23 protein-coding genes are annotated in these 18,119 nt (G+C 60.6%); 20 read left to right on the top strand and 3 right to left on the bottom strand.

Annotated features, from left to right (window positions below):
• Positions 1 to 13 precede the first annotated feature (13 nt).
• The 15 genes from NDI89_RS21090 (at position 14) to NDI89_RS21020 (ending at position 9,632) form a co-directional block, all read left to right on the top strand.
• A complete protein-coding gene (locus NDI89_RS21090; protein ID WP_277524591.1) occupies positions 14 to 2,392 on the top strand; it encodes a heavy metal translocating P-type ATPase in 2,379 nt (792 codons plus the stop codon).
• 205 nt (positions 2,393 to 2,597) lie between these two features.
• Entirely contained in the window at positions 2,598 to 3,020 is a 423-nt protein-coding gene (locus NDI89_RS21085) for a DUF8025 family protein (RefSeq protein WP_277524589.1), read from the top strand.
• 106 nt (positions 3,021 to 3,126) lie between these two features.
• On the top strand, positions 3,127 to 3,618 hold the full coding sequence (locus NDI89_RS21080; protein WP_277524587.1) for a DUF7995 family protein: 492 nt from the start codon (positions 3,127 to 3,129) through the stop codon (positions 3,616 to 3,618).
• A gap of 3 nt (positions 3,619 to 3,621) precedes the next feature.
• Positions 3,622 to 3,987, top strand: coding sequence for a DUF7568 family protein (locus tag NDI89_RS21075; protein ID WP_277524585.1), 366 nt, complete (start codon positions 3,622 to 3,624; stop codon positions 3,985 to 3,987).
• A 78-nt stretch (positions 3,988 to 4,065) separates the two neighbouring features.
• A complete protein-coding gene (locus NDI89_RS21070) occupies positions 4,066 to 4,461 on the top strand; it encodes a DUF7567 family protein (RefSeq protein ID WP_277524583.1) in 396 nt (131 codons plus the stop codon).
• 79 nt (positions 4,462 to 4,540) lie between these two features.
• A complete protein-coding gene (locus NDI89_RS23880; protein WP_307729475.1) occupies positions 4,541 to 4,942 on the top strand; it encodes a DUF6166 domain-containing protein in 402 nt (133 codons plus the stop codon).
• Between the two features lie 23 nt (positions 4,943 to 4,965).
• Positions 4,966 to 5,244 (top strand): DUF7389 domain-containing protein, encoded by a 279-nt coding sequence (locus NDI89_RS21060; RefSeq protein ID WP_277524579.1) that lies wholly within the window; start codon positions 4,966 to 4,968, stop codon positions 5,242 to 5,244.
• Between the two features lie 49 nt (positions 5,245 to 5,293).
• Positions 5,294 to 5,515, top strand: coding sequence for a DUF8129 domain-containing protein (locus tag NDI89_RS21055; RefSeq protein WP_277524577.1), 222 nt, complete (start codon positions 5,294 to 5,296; stop codon positions 5,513 to 5,515).
• A gap of 53 nt (positions 5,516 to 5,568) precedes the next feature.
• Positions 5,569 to 5,868, top strand: a complete 300-nt coding sequence (locus NDI89_RS21050; protein ID WP_277524575.1) for a hypothetical protein — start codon at positions 5,569 to 5,571, stop codon at positions 5,866 to 5,868.
• 157 nt (positions 5,869 to 6,025) lie between these two features.
• The gene (locus NDI89_RS21045; RefSeq protein ID WP_345781984.1) at positions 6,026 to 6,712 is read left to right on the top strand and encodes a DUF6166 domain-containing protein; all 687 of its coding nucleotides are present in this window, start codon (positions 6,026 to 6,028) and stop codon (positions 6,710 to 6,712) included.
• Entirely contained in the window at positions 6,712 to 6,867 is a 156-nt protein-coding gene (locus NDI89_RS21040) for a hypothetical protein (protein WP_186311048.1), read from the top strand. The genes NDI89_RS21045 and NDI89_RS21040 overlap by 1 nt, the downstream gene beginning before the upstream one ends.
• Positions 6,864 to 7,394: a hypothetical protein gene (locus NDI89_RS21035; RefSeq protein WP_144800162.1), complete on the top strand. Its 531-nt coding sequence runs from the start codon at positions 6,864 to 6,866 to the stop codon at positions 7,392 to 7,394. Before NDI89_RS21040 ends, NDI89_RS21035 begins: the two co-directional genes overlap by 4 nt.
• Before the next feature lie 81 nt (positions 7,395 to 7,475).
• On the top strand, positions 7,476 to 7,865 hold the full coding sequence (locus NDI89_RS21030) for a DUF7522 family protein (RefSeq protein ID WP_277524571.1): 390 nt from the start codon (positions 7,476 to 7,478) through the stop codon (positions 7,863 to 7,865).
• 197 nt (positions 7,866 to 8,062) lie between these two features.
• Positions 8,063 to 9,223, top strand: coding sequence for a hypothetical protein (locus tag NDI89_RS21025; RefSeq protein WP_144800160.1), 1,161 nt, complete (start codon positions 8,063 to 8,065; stop codon positions 9,221 to 9,223).
• A 97-nt stretch (positions 9,224 to 9,320) separates the two neighbouring features.
• A complete protein-coding gene (locus tag NDI89_RS21020) occupies positions 9,321 to 9,632 on the top strand; it encodes a hypothetical protein (protein ID WP_144800159.1) in 312 nt (103 codons plus the stop codon).
• 54 nt (positions 9,633 to 9,686) lie between these two features.
• On the opposite strand, the gene NDI89_RS21015 is transcribed toward NDI89_RS21020, so the two are convergent.
• A complete protein-coding gene (locus tag NDI89_RS21015; protein WP_144800158.1) occupies positions 9,687 to 10,040 on the bottom strand; it encodes a winged helix-turn-helix transcriptional regulator in 354 nt (117 codons plus the stop codon).
• 78 nt (positions 10,041 to 10,118) lie between these two features.
• Between NDI89_RS21015 and merA the strand changes: the two genes are divergently transcribed.
• Both merA and lpdA read left to right on the top strand, forming a co-directional pair.
• Positions 10,119 to 11,573, top strand: a complete 1,455-nt coding sequence (merA, locus tag NDI89_RS21010; protein ID WP_144800157.1) for a mercury(II) reductase — start codon at positions 10,119 to 10,121, stop codon at positions 11,571 to 11,573.
• A gap of 117 nt (positions 11,574 to 11,690) precedes the next feature.
• Positions 11,691 to 13,067: a dihydrolipoyl dehydrogenase gene (gene lpdA / locus NDI89_RS21005; protein ID WP_144800156.1), complete on the top strand. Its 1,377-nt coding sequence runs from the start codon at positions 11,691 to 11,693 to the stop codon at positions 13,065 to 13,067.
• 58 nt (positions 13,068 to 13,125) lie between these two features.
• Here the strand turns inward: lpdA and NDI89_RS21000 are convergent, their stop codons facing one another.
• The gene (locus NDI89_RS21000) at positions 13,126 to 13,680 is read right to left on the bottom strand and encodes an ArsR/SmtB family transcription factor (protein WP_277524564.1); all 555 of its coding nucleotides are present in this window, start codon (positions 13,678 to 13,680) and stop codon (positions 13,126 to 13,128) included.
• A gap of 131 nt (positions 13,681 to 13,811) precedes the next feature.
• On the opposite strand from NDI89_RS21000, the gene NDI89_RS20995 reads away from it, so the two are divergent.
• Positions 13,812 to 16,088 carry a heavy metal translocating P-type ATPase gene (locus NDI89_RS20995; RefSeq protein ID WP_144800154.1) on the top strand — a complete coding sequence of 759 codons (2,277 nt, stop codon included), beginning with the start codon at positions 13,812 to 13,814 and terminating at the stop codon, positions 16,086 to 16,088.
• On the opposite strand, the gene NDI89_RS20990 is transcribed toward NDI89_RS20995, so the two are convergent.
• Positions 16,085 to 16,291: a heavy-metal-associated domain-containing protein gene (locus NDI89_RS20990; protein WP_144800153.1), complete on the bottom strand. Its 207-nt coding sequence runs from the start codon at positions 16,289 to 16,291 to the stop codon at positions 16,085 to 16,087. The genes NDI89_RS20995 and NDI89_RS20990 overlap by 4 nt on opposite strands.
• Before the next feature lie 132 nt (positions 16,292 to 16,423).
• Here NDI89_RS20990 and NDI89_RS20985 point away from each other — a divergent pair, with 132 nt between their 5' ends.
• Together NDI89_RS20985 and NDI89_RS20980 are read left to right on the top strand one after the other, a co-directional pair.
• Positions 16,424 to 16,639: a DUF8129 domain-containing protein gene (locus NDI89_RS20985; protein WP_144800152.1), complete on the top strand. Its 216-nt coding sequence runs from the start codon at positions 16,424 to 16,426 to the stop codon at positions 16,637 to 16,639.
• Between the two features lie 226 nt (positions 16,640 to 16,865).
• Entirely contained in the window at positions 16,866 to 18,083 is a 1,218-nt protein-coding gene (locus NDI89_RS20980; protein ID WP_144800151.1) for a homing endonuclease associated repeat-containing protein, read from the top strand.
• Positions 18,084 to 18,119 lie beyond the last annotated feature (36 nt).

The raw sequence follows: 18,119 nt of genomic DNA, 5'->3' as shown, positions 1-18,119 counted from the left end.
CTAACCTAAAGCGATGACAGAGAACCCGGATGCGGATACAGCGGGGCCAGCGAGCGGCGGCGGGCAGCGACGGGAGCTGACCGCCCGCCTCACCGTCCCCGATATGGACTGTCCGTCGTGCGCCCAGAAAGTGGACAAGAGCCTCCAGCGCGTCGACGGTGTCGTCGACGCCACGCTCCAACCGACCACCGGGACAGCCAGCGTCACCTACGATTCCGACCGCACGACCGAGGCGGAGGTTGTTCAGGCAATCGAGAACGCAGGGTACGAGGTCGTCAACGGTGGACACAACACCGAAGAGACATCGGAGGGCGGGATGGAGATTGCTCCCCCGTCAGAGGTGTGGACGAGCCCGCGAGCGAAGAAGACGTGGATTGGAGCGGCGTTCCTCACCGTCGGGCTCTTCTTCGAATTCCTCCTCGCAGGACAAAACATCGCCATCGCAAGTGTCCTCAACTACCCGCTTCACATTGCGGACGTACTCTTCCTCGTGGCAACCGTCGCCAGCGGCGTCCCGGTTGTTCGCGGCGGGTACTACTCGGCGAAGAACCTGAGTCTCGATATCGACCTGCTGATGGGGACGGCGATTATCGCCGCGACCGGCATCGGCTACTTTGTCGAGGCGGCGACGCTGGCTGTTTTGTTCAGCACTGCCGAAATCCTCGAGAACTACGCGATGGACAGGGCACGGAACTCCCTGCGCGAGCTGATGGAACTGTCGCCCGACGAGGCCACCGTCCGCCGCGACGGCGAGGAGGTGACGATCCCCGCCGACGAGGTCGAGGTCGGGGAGACAGTCATCGTCCGCCCCGGCGACAAGATTCCGCTCGACGGCACCGTCGTCGACGGCGGAAGTGCGGTCGACGAGTCCCCCATCACCGGTGAGAGCGTGCCCGTCGACAAGACGATGGGAGACGAGATGTACGCCGGCAGCATCAACGAAGAGGGCTACCTCGAATTTGAGGCTACTGCCCCCGCCTCGGAATCGACGCTCTCACAGATCATCGAAATGGTGCAGGGCGCACAGGAGCAAAAGACCGAGAAGGAGCAGTTCGTCGACCGGTTCGCGGGCTACTACACGCCGGTAGTCGTTGCCTTTGCGATTCTGACCGCCGCGCTCCCGCCGCTGCTCATCAACGGGGGTGCAACCCTCGGTCTCGCCGGCTTCTCACATACCTTCACTGGTAACTGGCAGGCGTGGTTCATTCGGGGGCTCACTCTGCTGGTGATCGCCTGCCCGTGTGCGTTTGTCATCTCGACGCCAGTCTCCGTGGTGTCGGGGATCACCAGCGCCGCCAAGAACGGTGTCCTCATCAAAGGCGGCAACCACCTCGAAGCGATGGGCGACGTCGACGCCATCGCCCTCGACAAGACTGGCACCCTCACCAAGGGTGAACTCGCCGTCACGGATGTCGTAGCGCTTGGCGGTACGAACGACGAGACGGTACTCCGGCACACGGCTGCACTCGAGCAGCGAAGCGAACACCCAATCGCCGAGGCGATACTCGAACGCGCCGAGAAGGATGCCGGCGATGACGTGCCGAGTATCGAGAAATTCGAGAGCATCACCGGGAAGGGGATCAGCGCAGACATCGACGGCGAGACGTACTATGCAGGCAAGCCCGCCCTCTTCGAGGAGTTGGGCTTCGACCTGTCGCACGCCCACCTCCGTGCCGACGGCGGCGCAGTCGCCGAAGTGGCCCACGAGCAGTGCGAGCGCGAGGACTGTGCCGACCTCGAGGACGGCGCGATCTCGCGGTTCGAGAATGAAGGGAAGACGGTCGTCCTCGTCGGCACGGATACCGAATTGATCGGCATTATCGCCATCGCCGACGAGGTGCGGCCGGCCGCCGAACGGGCGGTCGCACGGCTGCACGAACTCGGCGTCGCGCACGTCGTGATGCTGACCGGCGACAACGAGGGGACGGCCCGTGCGATCGCCGAACAGGTCGGCGTCGACGAGTATCGCGCAGAACTATTGCCCGACGAGAAGGTCGATGCCGTGGAGGCGTTACAGGCGGAGTACGGCGACGTGGCGATGGTCGGCGACGGCATCAACGACGCGCCCGCGCTGGCGACCGCTGAGATCGGCATCGCGATGGGCGCGGCCGGAACGGACACCGCAATCGAGACCGCCGACATCGCGCTGATGGGCGACGACATCGGCAAGCTGCCGTATCTCTACGGGCTGTCGCACACGGCGAACGGCGTGATACGCCAGAACATCTGGTCGAGCCTCGGCGTGAAGGCCCTGCTTGCACTCGGCGTCCCGCTGGGACTGGTGAGCGTCGCGCTGGCGGTCGTGGTCGGCGACATGGGGATGAGTCTCGGCGTGACCGGGAATGCGATGCGCCTATCGCGGATGACGCCCGACCGGTTCTTCGACGCCTGAATCGCGTCGAAGAACAGAAAACACTGTTCACGATCGGTATTTTTCGGAAGTCAGCTCCAGTAGTCACATATGATGACGATCAGACGCCGGTAGTCGTCTCCTCCATCTTCAAGGAGCGGAAGCTACAGAGGTGATTTGCTTCGTGGCAGGTGCTGTTTTTCCAGGGGCTACGAATGGGTGAGCCCCGCCGTGGGCTCGTGATCCGATGACCACACACGCAGACGACGATCCGTTTCACGACTGTGAGTTGGACCCCGACGCGATGCTCGAGACGCACACGTTCGAAGATGTCCTGTTCACCGACGACACGGAAACCCCGGTGAACGTGCTCACTGGCGAGACACCAGCACACTCGCAAGCGACCGTCGAGGAGGCGAGGGAGTTCGCTACGAGTATTGACACCGACACGCCACAGATCGCACTTCCGGCGTCTGTCGAAACGCAAATCGAGACCCAGAGCAAGCCCTACACGGCGGCTGCGTTCTTCCACTTCAAGGCGACCGGCTCGCTCAAGCGTCACCGCGCCTACTACACCGCGTACGACTCGGATGCGTTCACCGTCGACTTCGAAGCTGCCTACGAGTCCGGGAACCTGACCATCACAGTCGAGCGAACGAACGAATTCTAAGAATCGACCGCAAGATGAGGGTTTTTCGAGCGCCGGCGATGGGTGCCGGCGCAGCAGGAGCGAACGAGCAATCACTCCGGTGCGTCGGCGTTTCGAGGTGTTCGAGATGCATATGGTGATTTACGCCCTCGTAGAGGCATCGACCCACGACGACGCATTGGCCACCGGAAAGACGGTGTTCGACCGCCTAGTTGGTGCTGACCCACACGCCGGCGCCGTCTTCGACTATCACGTGACTTTCGACGAGGAGAACACGTCCGTTGCGGGGAAGGCGCGATGGGGAGATCTCCCGACCGCGGTGCCCGTCGATTCCGATGACGGCCAAGACCTGCTCGAACGGGGCTGGGAGGCGACGAAAGAGGAGTTCGAGCGCAACCTCGAGCGGGTGAAGGAGGCACTCGACGAACTCTCCGACGAGGAGATTATGCGCGACGAAGATCTCGCTCGGCACGCGTTCCACCAGGTGGGCGCCTACGACGGGCCAACGATCTTCCTGTACAACGAATACGCGAACGGTATTCGCCACCGTGAGCAGCTGGATCGAGTGCTGGAGGAGCGCGAGGAGCTCTGGATCGTGCCCGCAGACGTCCACTTCTAACAGATGGCTCGAATCACAAACTGGAAGCGCGAGAGCCGCACGCCAACACTCGTATACCGGAATACCGAGACCGGCGCTCGGGCTGTCTTACACCGAGCACCGGGCTCGTACCGCTACAAGTGGCGTGGGGCAATCCTCGTCGACGGCTACCCGGTGTGGTCGCGGGGGTACGAAACCAAGGACGCGAAATCGTTCCGTGACGAGCTCCGGGAACGGCCAGCGCCCGAACTGAGTTGTCCCGAGTGTCGGAACAGCGAGGTGGCAATCGGTGGAAAAACGGCTGGCGGCGCGAAGGTTCAGCGCTGGTTTGAGTGTCAGAGCTGTGGGTACGAAGCATCTTCGAGGATCGTGTACGGCGCCGAGCGCTGATTGATAAGGGCGCATCTGCGATGACGTTTATTTTTGGGCCGAGAGGGGTGGCCCGTCTCAATCGGGCCAGATACACAGATGAGTCTGGAAATCATCGACCGTCACAGCGAAGCACTGTTCGAGTTCCTCTGGTGTCCCGTCTGCGGGCACGAGGTATTTAGTCACATTCCGTTCGAAGGTGTGTTCTGCAAGAACTGCAACACGCAGGTCGAACTCCAAGAATCCCGAGAGACACGCGGCTACGAGGAGGCCGTCCTCGCCTGCTTCGACACCCACTCAACGTGGAACCTCCACGTCGACGAGAAGTTCCGTCGCGACCTGCCAGATGGGTCGGCGCGGGTGAAGATCTTCGGCGCACCGGGTGCCTACGAGGTCGACTGGTGGAGTCCAGCACCCGGCGATAACTGGCAGCCGGTCGAACGAGGCGAGTTCGACGATGTCGACGAACCAGCCGAGATCTCCCATCTCGCGTAGGGGAAAGCAGTTCCTGTGGCTGTTTTTCACCCCCTGAGGGGTGCGGGGGTGCTCGAACGAGTAGCTCCCGAACAGACCGATGAGTAGACCTAGCGACACACACTCGATTGAACAGACACGCCCAGCGAGCGACTGCGACATCGCCTACGTCGGGTATCGGCAGAGCGGGCAGGCTATCGTTGAGAAACGTCCCGGCCAAGAACGGCTCACACCAGAGCGGAGTCTCGCGCTGGTGAATCACAGTCCCTCGGGATTCGAATGGGGATATGGTGGTAGTGGTCCGGCGCAACTCGCGCTCGCACTCCTCCTCGACTACACGGGAGACGAGGCGTTCGCCCTCGACCACTACCAGGCATTCAAAACCGAGGTCGTGAGCCAGCTGGACTGTGCTGGGTCTGCTGGAAGCTGGCGACTCACCGGGCCCGAGATCGACGCAGTCCTTCACGAAGCACCCGGCGAGCCGGTTGCACCGTCCATCTGAATACCAATCACCGAAAGTAACCTATGTCAGAACATACCCAACCATCTCGTGCGGATGGCGAATCGGCTGAAGCCAGTGAACAGACGACACGAACGGAGTACGTCGAACGCAGTGACGTCGGCGTCTCCCTCACCGTGAAGCTCAAGCGTGGAACCGGCACCAGGGACCAGGACGAGGTAATCGCGAAAGCGAAAGGCAAGACCCTCGAAGACGCTCGCGAGGACATGGAAATCCTTCGGGAGTACATCCATGATCTCGCAAAGGACGCTCGCCAAATCCAACCCGAGGAAGAAGACGGGTAACGGCGAGGGCCGTTTTTTGTCGCCTCAGCAGTGGCGGAGGCGATCATCAGTGAGCAATCCAGACGGTCAAACAACAGACGCAAGCAAGCTTTCGCCAGAACAACGGATCGAGCCACCGAATACGCGACTCATCAACGCTGGTATCGTGACGATCAACGATATGGAGACGTTGCGAGCCTGCGTCGCCTACGAGAACGCGAATCAGCAACGGATCCCGATTCTTCGCCGGCTCAAAGACCGGGCCAGCGAAATCCGCGCACAAGAGAATTGACGCAGCACTCGGGGGACTCTGTCTGAGCCTCGGTGGGTGGAGGCTCGAATGAGATGAGCGATAGACCAGAGATCGAGATTCAACGACAGACCGCATTCGGTGACGATGGCCAACTCGAACTGGCCGAAACGAGCGTCGAGACCTCGCTTGAGGACTTCGGCGCTGACGTGGATCATCGTGACCGGGATTCGCGTCTTGATCACCCCGAGGCGAGTGAGTTCGGCGTCGACGATCGACCCGAAGTTGAGCAAACATCCGAGGGAGATCAGTCAACACTCTTCGCTGATACGGACGAGGATCAGCAAACCCTCACTGGCGCCGATGCAGCCGCTCGCTGTCTCTTCGAAGAATAGACTTGCCTCTGTCGATTGGTTGTCTGATGAATTGTTATAGTCTGAACTATAATAGTCTGAATTCTAACTTTGAAGCGGCGCTGAGGGGCTAATAGCCGGTGGTGGTTTTTCGACCCCCAGCAGGGGTGCGGGGAATCCGAACGCCCGCATGCAACCGATGGAGACGAATTCGACTACCGACCCACGAGCAGTCGTACAGGATACGGATGAGCGATGTCAGGCGAGTACAGACCGCGTCGAGTACGTCGGGATGCGTGTCGACGGAACGCCAGTTGTCCTGAACCTCACCGCACACGAACGCCTCTCCCCCAATCGAAGTCTCGGTCTCGTGCGGCATAGCCCGGCGGGATTCGACTGGGGCTACGTTGGGAGCGGACCGGCACAGCTCGCCTGTGCGCTCCTCCTCGATTACACCGACAACGAAACCGTCGCCCAGCAACACTACATCCAGTTCCGCAACGACGTAGTCAGTCAGTTGGTGTGTGATGGCCCGGCCGACTGCTGGCACCTCACCGGGAAGGATATCGAGGCGGCACTCGCCGAATTCGAAGAGTACCGAGTACTCACGCCAGATGGTGGGACGCCGTCATCGTCACTGCCGGCAAACTGGAGTGCGGTGAGCCGGACAGATCGGACAGTCTTCCAACGTCGGGAGATCGACCACTACGTCGTCCTCGCCGAAGGGAGCGAAGAGTGGTTGATCATACTTTGTGCGCAGGGGGATCGGGCGTATCCCACCCCGCTTGACCATCGAACGCTTCCGGTCGAGAACGATCCTGCTTCAGCCGTTCAGGCACTCGTCGCTGAGAGTAACGACCTCGTCGAGCCAGAGGAGGAGACCTAATGGAAAACATCCGACTCTCGCGGGCCACATACCAACTCATCGAACGCGCCGTCACGGCGCTGGAGTGCATCGGCCGAGAACTCGAGCGATACAACGACCGGCACGAGCGAACAGATGGGAAAGACACAGACGAGACGAATCCCAGCGAATCATGACTGACGAAGCGACGCTTGACGATTTCGAGATCGAGGATTCGGCCGGAGAGTCCCGCTCGCTCACGCTGGAAGAGCGACTCCTCTCACCCATCTCCCGGTCCATCGGTCTGCGGGTGATTGCCGGACGCGGCGATCCGCTCTATCTCCAAAATCAGGGAGCAGAACGGTATCTCTTCCGCGACGATCATGACCGGTGGTTCATCCTTCAACCCTCGGCGAAGGACTCAGAGAAGGCGTTCGTCCGGTGGGTGTATCTCCCAGCAGACCGGCCCGAACGGCTGGCGCAGTCGGCGCTTCGTCGACGGACAGTGATCGGCTATGATTACGTTCAGCGGTCGGCTGCACCAGATCCAGTCAGGTCGACGGTGACAGCGATGTTCGTCACGGAACGCTGGCCCGAGACCGCCTACGAGTGTGGGTCGTGTGAGGCGCTGTTCGACACGCCACGAGAGCACGCCCTTCACTGCTGGGACGCCCATCCGTGGGTACCGAATCCTGAGCAGGTGCGCCGTAGGCGGAGAGATTGAAGGACAGAAGGGACAATAATCGATGCGGCGATGTTATTTCTTTGCCCTACACCTATGATGAAAGAGACACGAGTTGCTAATATGGCGACAAGGATGGCCACTCGGCTCGAGAACTTCTTCGAACAACGAACTGACGGGAATCTCCGGAGTATCGTGAAATACGAGGAAGGCACGTACGAAATCGTCCATCTCAGGGATGACGTCGCTGAGCAATATACGACAGATGAGCTCGAATCTGCAATCGACGAATCCCGAATGGAGTCGTTAACGGCACCAATCTACGAAAACACCTTCTCAGAAGACCACGGACAGCTCACGTGCCTGGTTCAGTGCTTCGAGAACGTTATCGAGATGAATTCCGTTCTCGAAGACGGGATTGGAGCCGCAGTCGCACTTGATGCGGAAGCGATGGTTGATGCCCACGGGCTTGTAGCTGAAGCAAGGCGGATCGTCCTCGAAGAACGGGAATAGTCGCGGTCAGAAGGCCATCCTACCGCCTTTTGAAAGGTACTTCTCGTCCATCAGCAAAACCTGATTAACCAACTAGTTCCGGCGATCGAGGTCAGTGTTGGTTAACGTGGTGTTGTTGTTGCGCCCGGGAGAGGGGCGCAGGGCGCGAGACGATGCAGGCGTCCGTCGACGAGGATTCCTGAAGTGAGGTGACTGAGATGAAAGATCCAGAGTCCAGAACCATCTTCGCTGGCGTCGATGGACGTACCGACACCGAACTGCCCGAGTGGTACCGAGAGCGTCACGGGGATGCAGACCCCGTGACATTCGCCGAGGCGGTCCGCGATCTTCCGCAGGCCGTCGAGACGACCGTGGCGTACCAAAATCCGTACACCGACGAGTGGGTCGAGACGGAGCGGTTCAATGCGCTCGTCGAGCCGAGTCAAGCTCGGGAGCAGGCCCGAGATGAGGACGCGGAGACGGACCCGTTGTTCCACGTTCCCACAGACAGTTACGCGATCATCAACCCGGTCGACATCTACGGGCCGCTGGAGGAGGTCCTCCGGGAGGAGACCATCGACGGGACGCCGCTGGGCGAGGTGATGTTCGGCGAGATTCGACGCTACCGGGGCGGCGGCGAGGTCCACATGGACGTGATGTTCGACGGCCTTGAGGTGCGCCTGCCCGGTCGGTCGGACCCGATTACGATGGGCGTCACGTCGGGCTACGACTTCTTCGGCGAGCACGCCGTCTACGTGGAGGGGTTCGCCCAGGATGGCTACTGCTCGAACACGATGCGCTCGCTCACCGACAAGGAGGTTATCAAGCACGTCGGCGACGGGAGGAACTTCCGCACCTGGTGGGAGGAACTCCTCGCACAGGTCGAACTCGTCGCCGCCGACCTCTTCGAGTTCATCCGAGACGCCCAGGATATCGACCTCGACTTCTCGGAGCTCCCGTTCACCGTCACGGAGTTCTACACCCTGCTGGGCTTCCCGGACTACCTGGCCAAGCGTGCCGCCGGCGATGCAGAAGCCAATGCGGCGTCCCCCTTCGAGATCGATATGTGGACGCTGCATTCCGGCGCGACGTACGCGCTCACCCACTTCTTCCAGGGGAAAGAGGGGGCGTCCCTCGATCAGTACGTTCGGATTGCCAACGACATCCTGTTCAACCCGGAAAGCACGATCGAGCGCGTCGAGCAGGCCTACGAGCAGCAGCTAGAGGCAGACGGTGACGACGGGTCACAGGCCTCATTGGCCGGCGAACGAGCGCTGGCGAGCATCGAACGGGTCAGCGACGACCTGCAGGAGAAAGTCGAGCAGTTCGAAGAACGCGAGGACGCGCTGCGTGAGCGGTTCCAAGAGGCAATGGGCTAAGAGCAATCGGAGAGAAGATTCGCCAGGCGTGCTTCCGTTCTAGCGGCTGGAATCCACTGCTGACAGTATTAAGTGAGTAGGGGCGCACCCAGAGACCATGTCTATTGAGCATAATCCGACTCTCGACGCGCGAGAGCCACAGCAGGGGGATATAGAGACCTTTGAAGAGTTGGAGCCTGGTGACTCGGTCAAATTCTTTGAATGGCCCGTCGAGCCGTTGACCGTCATCGGCTGGGAAGAAGACGATAATGTCGGGAAGCGGGTGAGAGTAGAAGCAGAAGGCAGCGAGTCGTTTCTCTACCAGGTAAACGGCCACCTCTGGCATTACGTCCCTGAGGACGAGTTCGCCGGAGAAAGCAATCCCTTCCCAGTCCAGAATCTCACAGTACTCGAATCCCCAGAGGCCTAACCAGACTTGAGGGGAGTCCGTGGAGAATTGGTTTCTCTTTTGGAATGGCTCGGTTTACGCATTTCCGCTATTTTCTGTCGCCCACTCGAGTAACGGTTCCAGTCGTGTTCGAACCTCGTCGCCATCCTCTGTCAACGCATATTCGACACGCGGTGGGATTTCGTTGTACTGCGTCCGTGAGACGAGCCCTGCCTCCTCGAATTCGTTCAGGCGTTTCGAGATTGTCGACGTGCTCGCTGTCGGGAGGTGGTCTTCGATCTCCGCGAACCGCAGTGAGTCATGTGCGCCGATGATGCTAACGAGTTGCATCGCGTATTTTCGGCTCAACGTGTCGATAACTCCTGTGAGCGGACAGTAGCACGTCCCCTCAACATCGCACGTTGGCGCCGGTGAAGTAGTATCTGCCATAGCTTCGTAGCCTCCAACCTACTCTATAGCTTCGGACTCTGGAGCATAAGAACTTCCCGTCGTAAAGTATAGGCACTGATGACCCACACCTCCGACTATGATCTCGTGATTCTCGGCGGTGGCGCCGCAGCGTTCGCCGCGATCACTGAAGCGAGCCGGCGGGACCTCTCGACTGCGATGGTGAACACAGGCTTGCCGATTGGCGGGACCTGCGTGAACGTCGGCTGTGTCCCGAGTAAGCATCTTCTCGCCGTCGCCGAGAGCGGCGCTGCAGCGTCGGAGAATCCCTTCGACGCCGTTCGATACTCCGAGGAGCCGACCGTCGACTGGGCCGACGCACTCGACGGCACCGACGAACTCGTCGAACGGTTCCGGCAGGAGAACTACGTCGATATCGCCGAGCACTTCGAGACCGACATCTACGAGGGCTACGGCCAGCTGGTCGGCGACACGACTATCGAGGTCGTCGACGGCGCTGACGAGGGCGCGCGCATCACTGGGCAGAAGGCGCTCGTCGCGACCGGAAGTTCGCCCTGGGCGCCGCCCATCGACGGCCTCGGCGGCGTTGACTACTACACGAGCGAGACCATCCTCGAGGAGCGCGACCTCCCCGAGAGCATCGTGATGCTTGGTGGCGGATACATCGCGCTGGAGTGGGGCCAGATCCTCCACCGCGTCGGCGTCGACGTGACCATCCTCCAGCGCTCCGACCACGTCCTCTCGGACATGGAAAGCCAACTGGGTCGCGAGATGCAGCGCACGTTCGAGGAGGACGGCATCGAGGTAATGACCGGCAACGACTTCCAGCGCGTCCGCAGGCGAGCAGCCGACGGTGGAACCGAAGCGGTTCAGTCAATCGTCGCCGTCGAAACAGTCGTCGACGGCACCGAGCGGACAGTTACAAGGGACGCGCTGTTCGTCGCGACCGGCATCCAGCCGAACAGCGAGGGCATCGGCCTGGAAACGGTAGGGGTCGAAACAAACGACGACGGGACGATTCGTGTCGACGAACATTTCCAGACGACCAATCCCGACATCTACGCGGCGGGCGACGTGATCGGCGAACCCGAACTGGAGACGGTCGCCGCCAAGGAAGGCAATCAAGCCGTCAAGAACGCCTTCGGCGACGAGGGCGTCAGCATCGACTACGACGCAGTCCCGGCAGTCGTCTTCACCAGTCCCGAAGTCGCCGCAGTCGGCACGACCGAACTGGAGTACATGGACGAGCACGGCACCTGCTCGTGCCGAACCGTCCAGATGGAGGATGTCCCGCGGGCGAAGGCAGTCAAGAACACAGATGGCCTCGTCCAGGTCGTCAAACACCACGAGACTGACGAGATCGTCGGCGTCCACATGGTCGGCCCCCGTGCCGCTGACATGATCATGGAAGCGACGCTGGCGGTGAAGTTCAGCCTCACCGTCGATGACATCATCGACACCGTCCACCCGTTCCCGACGTTCTCCGAGGCGTTCAAACAGGCCTGTCAGGCGTTTCGGCGGGACACGTCGACGATGAGCTGCTGCGTTGAGTAATCCCCACCAGCATTATCCGAATTATGACCGTATCCAAGAATACAGTGATTCTCGTTCAATGTACCACCCGAGAAGCAACGGCAGACCACAATACAATCCAGATCGGGAGCCAGAGCGATGAGTAACGGATACGACTACGATCTGCTCGTGCTCGGGGGTGGGATGGCCGGCCTCCCCGTCGCGATGAAGTGTGCCTATTCGGGCATGGAGACGGCCCTTGTCGAGGAGGATCTCCTCGGTGGAACGTGTCTCAATCGCGGGTGTATCCCAACAAAGACTATGCTCCGGAGCGCGGAGGTCGCGAATCTCGCCCGCCGCAGCGAGGAGTTCGGCATCGACATCGACAGCGCAATCGAGGCCGACATGGAAGCGATTCTCGATCGCAAAGACGACATCGTCGAGAGCATCCGTGAGGGCGCCTATGAAAATGTCGAGGAAAACGAGAACATCGATTTCATCGAAGGCCACGGCGTCTTCACGTCACAAGACGAAGTCCAGGTCGACGACCAGACACTCTCGGCCGACCGGGTCATTATCAATACGGGGGCACGCCCGGCGAAGCCGCCGATCGACGGTCTCGACGCCGTCGAGGTCCACGACAGTACAGATTTGCTCGAGCTTGACGCAGTTCCCGATTCGCTTGCCGTCATCGGCGGGGGGTACGTCGGCTGCGAGTATGCCCAGATGTACAGCCGATTCGGCGCTGATGTCACCGTCTTCCAGCGCGGTGACCACCTCCTCCCGAACGAGGACCCCGAGGTGAGCGAGGTTATCGAGAGCGCCTTCGAAGACGAAGGAATCACCGTCCAGGCAGACGCGCCCGTGACGGCACTGTCGGAGACTGATTCCGGCATCCGAGTCGATGCCGATGGTGCCGGCGCCGTCACCGTCTCAGACGTCGCGCTCGCCGCCGGGCGGACGCCGAATACGGACGGTCTCCGCCTCGAAGATGTCGACGTGTCGCTCGATGAGCGAGGATTCGTCGAGACCGACGACAGCTTCGAAACGACTGCCGACGGTATCTACGCCATCGGCGACGTGAGCGGGCCACCGATGTTCACTCACTCCGCGCGCGACGACGCCGACCTCCTGTATCGACACCTCGCGAAAGACGAAACGATCAGCACCGAGGACCGAACCGTCCCGTGGGCTGTGTTCACCGACCCGCAGGTCGGCCACGTCGGACTGACCGAACAGGAAGCACGAGACGAAGGGTACGAGGTGGGCATCGGCCGCCAGGACTTCGCCGACCAGGGCAAGCCGAAGGCACTCGGTGAGACCGAGGGATTCGTCAAACTGGTCACCGACGCCGACACCGACGAACTCCTTGGTGCCCACGTCGTCGGCGAACAAGGGGCTGAAATCGTCCACGAACTCATCCTCGCCATCGAACTCGGCGCGACCGCCGACCAGATCGCCGACACGATGCACATCCACCCCACGCTCCCCGAGAGCATCAACTCAGCCGCCGGAGGTGTTCACAAACCCTCGTAACGCGTCTTGAAGCGAGTTATTACGTCACAGAGCAGGCGATATTTCACCGCGGAATCGGTCACTCAGCTGTCGATAAGAGTTCGTCGAGCTCCCCAGTTTCGCCGAGGTCGATGAGCGCGCGATTGAGCAGTTCTCGAACGACGAACTCCTTGTAGTGCTGGGTTTCGCAGTATTCACACGGTTTCATCTCCTTGGCTACGGCCTCGATCTCGTCGCCGTGTTGCTCGGCGAGGGTCTCGATCAGCGCAGCTAGCTCTTCACGAGTCGTGTCCTGCGCCGGAGCAAGTTGCTCTCCGCTGCTTTCTGGAAGGTCGTACGAGAAGACCCGTGTGTTCGACTTGTAGTACTTCCGTGTCCCACCACCAGCTTCCTCGAGCCGCGCGATTTCGACCATCCCGGCGTCCTTTAGGACGTTCACATGGTGGCGGACCGTTGTTTCCGCCTTCTCCTCGCCGCGACGATGCAGTTCGTCGTGAATCTCCTCGATCGTCATCTCCTCGGTCGCGAGCATATCGAGGATCTTCGCCCGGACATCGTTCTCCAGCGCCTTCGCTTTCTCCGGGTCGGTGGTTACGACTTCCCGGATCGGTACGTCAGATTCAAGGAGCGCCATTCTTGTGAGGAGGTAGACGGACAACGACAGTAAGAGTAACGCCACTCACCCCACAGTGGTAGTATAACATCGAGACCGCTATAACTATCGTCGTAATGGTTATCCGCGTCGCACGGTAACCACCATCCACGATGGGAACGACACACGAACAATTCAACGTCGGGGGAATGTCCTGCTCGTTCTGTGCCGAGAGCATCAAGAAGGCCTACAGCCGAACCGATGGTGTCGAGGACGTCGACGTGAGTCTCGCCCACGAGGAAGTTCTCGTCGAATACGACAACGACCTGCTGAGTGAGGTCGAGGTGAAGGACACGCTCCGGGATCTCGGGTACACCATCCGCGACCCGGACAAAGCGAAGCGGTACGAGCAACAGCAGGCCGAACTCGCCGACGGCAAGCGCCGCCTCCTCCTCGCAGGTGGCGCATCTATCGTGGTCGCTGCCCTGATGGGGTGGATGATTCTCGTGATGGGACGCTTCGAGTCATCATCTCTTGTGATGGATCTGGTGACACTGGGGCTGGCGCTCGGGACGATGTTCGGTTCTGGACGGTACATCAAAGAGAAAGCCTACCAGAGCCTGCGCCGGGGGATCTTCAATCAGCACGTTCTCTTGGAAGCAGGTGCATTCGCAGGGTTACTTGGTGGGCTGCTCGGCCTGTTCGTGTTCCCTGGCTTCCCGACCGTCCACTTCTTCGCCGTTTCCGTGTTCATCACCACCTATCACATCCTTTCGGAGTACACCAGCCTCATCGTCCGCACGCGAGCTTCCCAAGCCGTCCAAGGCCTTCTCGACCTCCAGCCCGACACGGCACGCCGCGTCAGTGATGACGGTGATGTCGAGGAGGTTCCTGTCGACGACCTCGACATCGGTGATCGCGTCCGGGTCAAGCCCGGCGAGAACATCCCCGTCGACGGCGAAGTCGTCGAGGGTGAGTCTACAGTCGACGAATCGGTCGCCACCGGGGAGTCCATTCCCGAGGAGAAAACGGGCGGCGACACGGTGATCGGTGGCAGCGTCAACGAGACCGGGGCGCTGCTCATCGAGGTAACTGCAACCGGGGAGGACGCGTTCCTAAACCAGATCGCCCGCGAGATCGAGGAGGCGCGGGCGATGAAGCCCGGCATCATCCAGCTCGCCGACCGCGTGCTCAAGTATTTCGTCCCCGGCGTCTTGACGATCGCTGGGTTGTCGTTCCTCTTCTGGGTGGTCGCCCCCCTCGCGTGGGGAGCAGCCCCAAACGTCCAGCGCGGGGCGTTCGCGGCGCTGGCGGTCCTCGTGCTCGGCTATCCGTGTGCGCTCGGGATGGCGACACCGCTGGCCCTGATCCGGGGCGGCGGGAAGGCCGCGAACCGTGGCATCCTGATGCGCTCCGGTGACGCCTTCCAGATATTTCCCGACGTCGACCACATCGTGTTGGACAAGACCGGCACCATCACCGTCGGCGAACCCGCCGTTAGTGAGGTCGTCGCGTTCGGTGCCGACGAGGTGGATGTACTCACGACTGCGGCCAGTGCGGAGGCCTTCTCCGAACACCCGCTCGCTGATGCGATCCTCGAGGCCGCCGACGAGCAGGGCGGCGAGTACGCGGATCCTGACGCCTTTGACTCGGTGACCGGCAAGGGCGTCCGAGCGACCGTGGCCAGCGACGACGTGCTGGTCGGGAAAACGGGATGGCTCAGCGACGAGGGGATCGACCTGTCGAAGGAGAGCGACGACATTGAACGACTTCAGGGCCGCGGCCTCACCGTCGCCGGCGTTGTCCGTGACGGTGACCTGATCGGCTTGATCTGCATCGGCGACGAAATCAAAGCCGACGCCGCGGAGACCATCCGGCGGATGCGCGACGCCGGTATCACACCCATGATGCTCACCGGCGACAACGAACGCACCGCGCAGGCTGTCGCCGAGGAGGTCGGCATCGATCGCGTTATGGCCGACGTCCTGCCCGACGAGAAACGTGAAGAGATCGGTCACCTGCAGGAAGCCGGCCACCGCGTAGCGATGGTCGGCGACGGCATCAACGACGCCCCCGCACTCACGCAGGCGGACATCGGGATCGCGATCGGCGCAGGGACCGACATCGCCATCGAATCGGCGGACATCGTCCTGATGGGTGACCGGCTCGGCGGCGTGATGGACGCCTACGACATCGGGACCGAAAGCTACCGGAAGACCCGCCAGAATCTCGCGACGGCGTTCGCCTTCAACGGCATCGGCGTCGCCGCTGCGACCACCGGGCTCGTTCACCCGGTGTTCGCGATGCTCGCGATGGTGCTGTCGGTCTCGGCCGTCCTCGCCAACAGCTTCGCTGGTCAACTCCTCTCGGGCGAGGGTGTCAACACCGAGTTCGCCCTCGACGAACGCACGGACGATAACGTGAGCGACGGCCGAGCGGCGGCCGATTAGGCCACGACGTCGTAGCCAGCCTGTTCGATTGCCGCGTTCACATCGTCATCTGAGACCTCATCCTCGAGGACCACGTCGACCGTGTCAGCTTTGTGGTCGGCCTCGACCCGAGTCACACTATCGAGGTTTCGCAGGGCGGTCTCCACGTTCTGTTCGCACCCGTTGCACGACATCCCGGTGACTGAGATCGTCTTTCGCTCCATACGGGACTGTAAACACTCGCGGGGGATGGCCATTACGGTAACTGTTGTATCGGTTTTACCCTATGAGAGGTGGGGCGTTATCGTCCGGAGAGTTGTTTGTGTCGGCCCCAACGGGGGTGGAGGCTCTTTGAGATGGGGTCCACTGACGAGCAAGAGAGTAACGAATTCTCGCCAGAGAAGCGGCTTGAAGCATCGAACACGCGCCTGATCAAGGCAGGAATCGCGACGATTCCGGATATGGAAACCCTCCAAGAGTGTGTTGCCTACGAGAACGCCAACCAGAATCGAACGCAGATCCTGCGCCGGCTCAAGTGGAAGGCTGAAGAGCTACGTGAGGGCGAAGAGTAAGCTCTATCCTTAACCAACACACTCCACGTGGGTTTCCCCATTGTTGGTTAACAGGGTGTGCCTCAGTTTTTCGGCCCCCTCGATGGGTGCGAGGCAGCCAGCAGCGGCCTCGCGGGATCGAATAGAAGCTCAGTCAGCATCAACAGGTAACGACTCACAAACACGAGAACTGACATTCAAATACCAAGCCGGGACCAAACTGAGTGATTCAATCACATCACAAATCATGGGCAAGAAGCTGTACTCAGACGAAGAACTCCTCAATCGTCTCCGGGAATTCGCGTCGGAACTCGGGCGGCCCCCGTCGCAGAATGAGATGAACGAGTCCGGCACTCATGCCGCAAAGACCTACGCGGACCGTTTCGGGTCGTGGAATGAAGCGCTCAAGACTGCCGACCTTGAGACGGGAACAAACGAACCAAACGGAAGACCAGCGACACCGAAAGCCGATCTTCTTGTGGACCTCAAATCAGTCGCTGAAATCGTAGGAGAGGCACCTTCAGAGCGAACCTACAGAAGTTACGGGAAGTACTCGGTGAAAACGTACTGCAAGCGATTCGGCGGGTGGAACTCAGCTCTACGGGCAGCTGGGTTGGAGCCCAACGTTGAACTGAATCTCTCCGAAGAAGCACTTATTGCTGCTCTACAGGAGTTCGCTGAGGAACTTGGCCGCCCACCCACGACAGACGAGATGGATCAAGATGGTCCGTACACCTCGGATCCGTACAAACGGGCCTTCGGAAATTGGAATCAGGCTCTTCAGAGGGCTGGCTTAGAAATAAACTATACACGAAACGTGAGTGAAGACACTCTGCTGTCTGAACTCAAGAGACTCAGCGAAGAGTTGGGACACATTCCGCGCAAAGAGGAGATGCAGGACCAGGGAAAATGGAGCGGATCGGTCTACCAGAAGCGGTTCGGTTCTTGGAACGAGGCGCTTACAGCCGCTGGCTTCGAGCCAAATACCCGGTGGCGAATTCCACGTGAGGGTTTATTGACCGAATTGCGAGAGCTCGCCGAAGAGTTGGGTCATCCGCCGACAACGGGTGAGATGATTAAACACGGGGAATTCACGACCCAGCCGTATCGGCGCGTATTCGGATCATGGCGAACAGCCCTACAGGCGGCCGATCCAGACTATTTAGACGACTACCGCCAGTCAAATACCGAGACAGTACCGTTCGGCTCGAACTGGCCACAGATTCGTGAGGAAATCATTACCCGTGACAATGAATCCTGTCTGCGCTGCGGTATGGGCCGCGAAGCTCACCGCGATAAATTCGGACGTGATCTCCCGGTTCATCATAGGATCCCTCGACGCCGGTTCTACAACGACCCAGACCGGTCGGTCGACGATGCAGATGTACCGAGTAACCTGTTGACTCTCTGTATCCCGTGCCACCGCCGCCTCGAACGGCTTCCAGTCCAACCAGTGGTTGACTAACAAGCGAAGTTCCACGTTCAGCACGATAGTCTGCCG

Source organism: Natrinema salsiterrestre (genome assembly GCF_029502005.1).
Taxonomy (GTDB): domain Archaea; phylum Halobacteriota; class Halobacteria; order Halobacteriales; family Natrialbaceae; genus Natrinema; species Natrinema salsiterrestre.
Note: the sequence above shows the minus strand (reverse complement) of the source record. Positions and strands in the feature narration are given on the sequence as shown.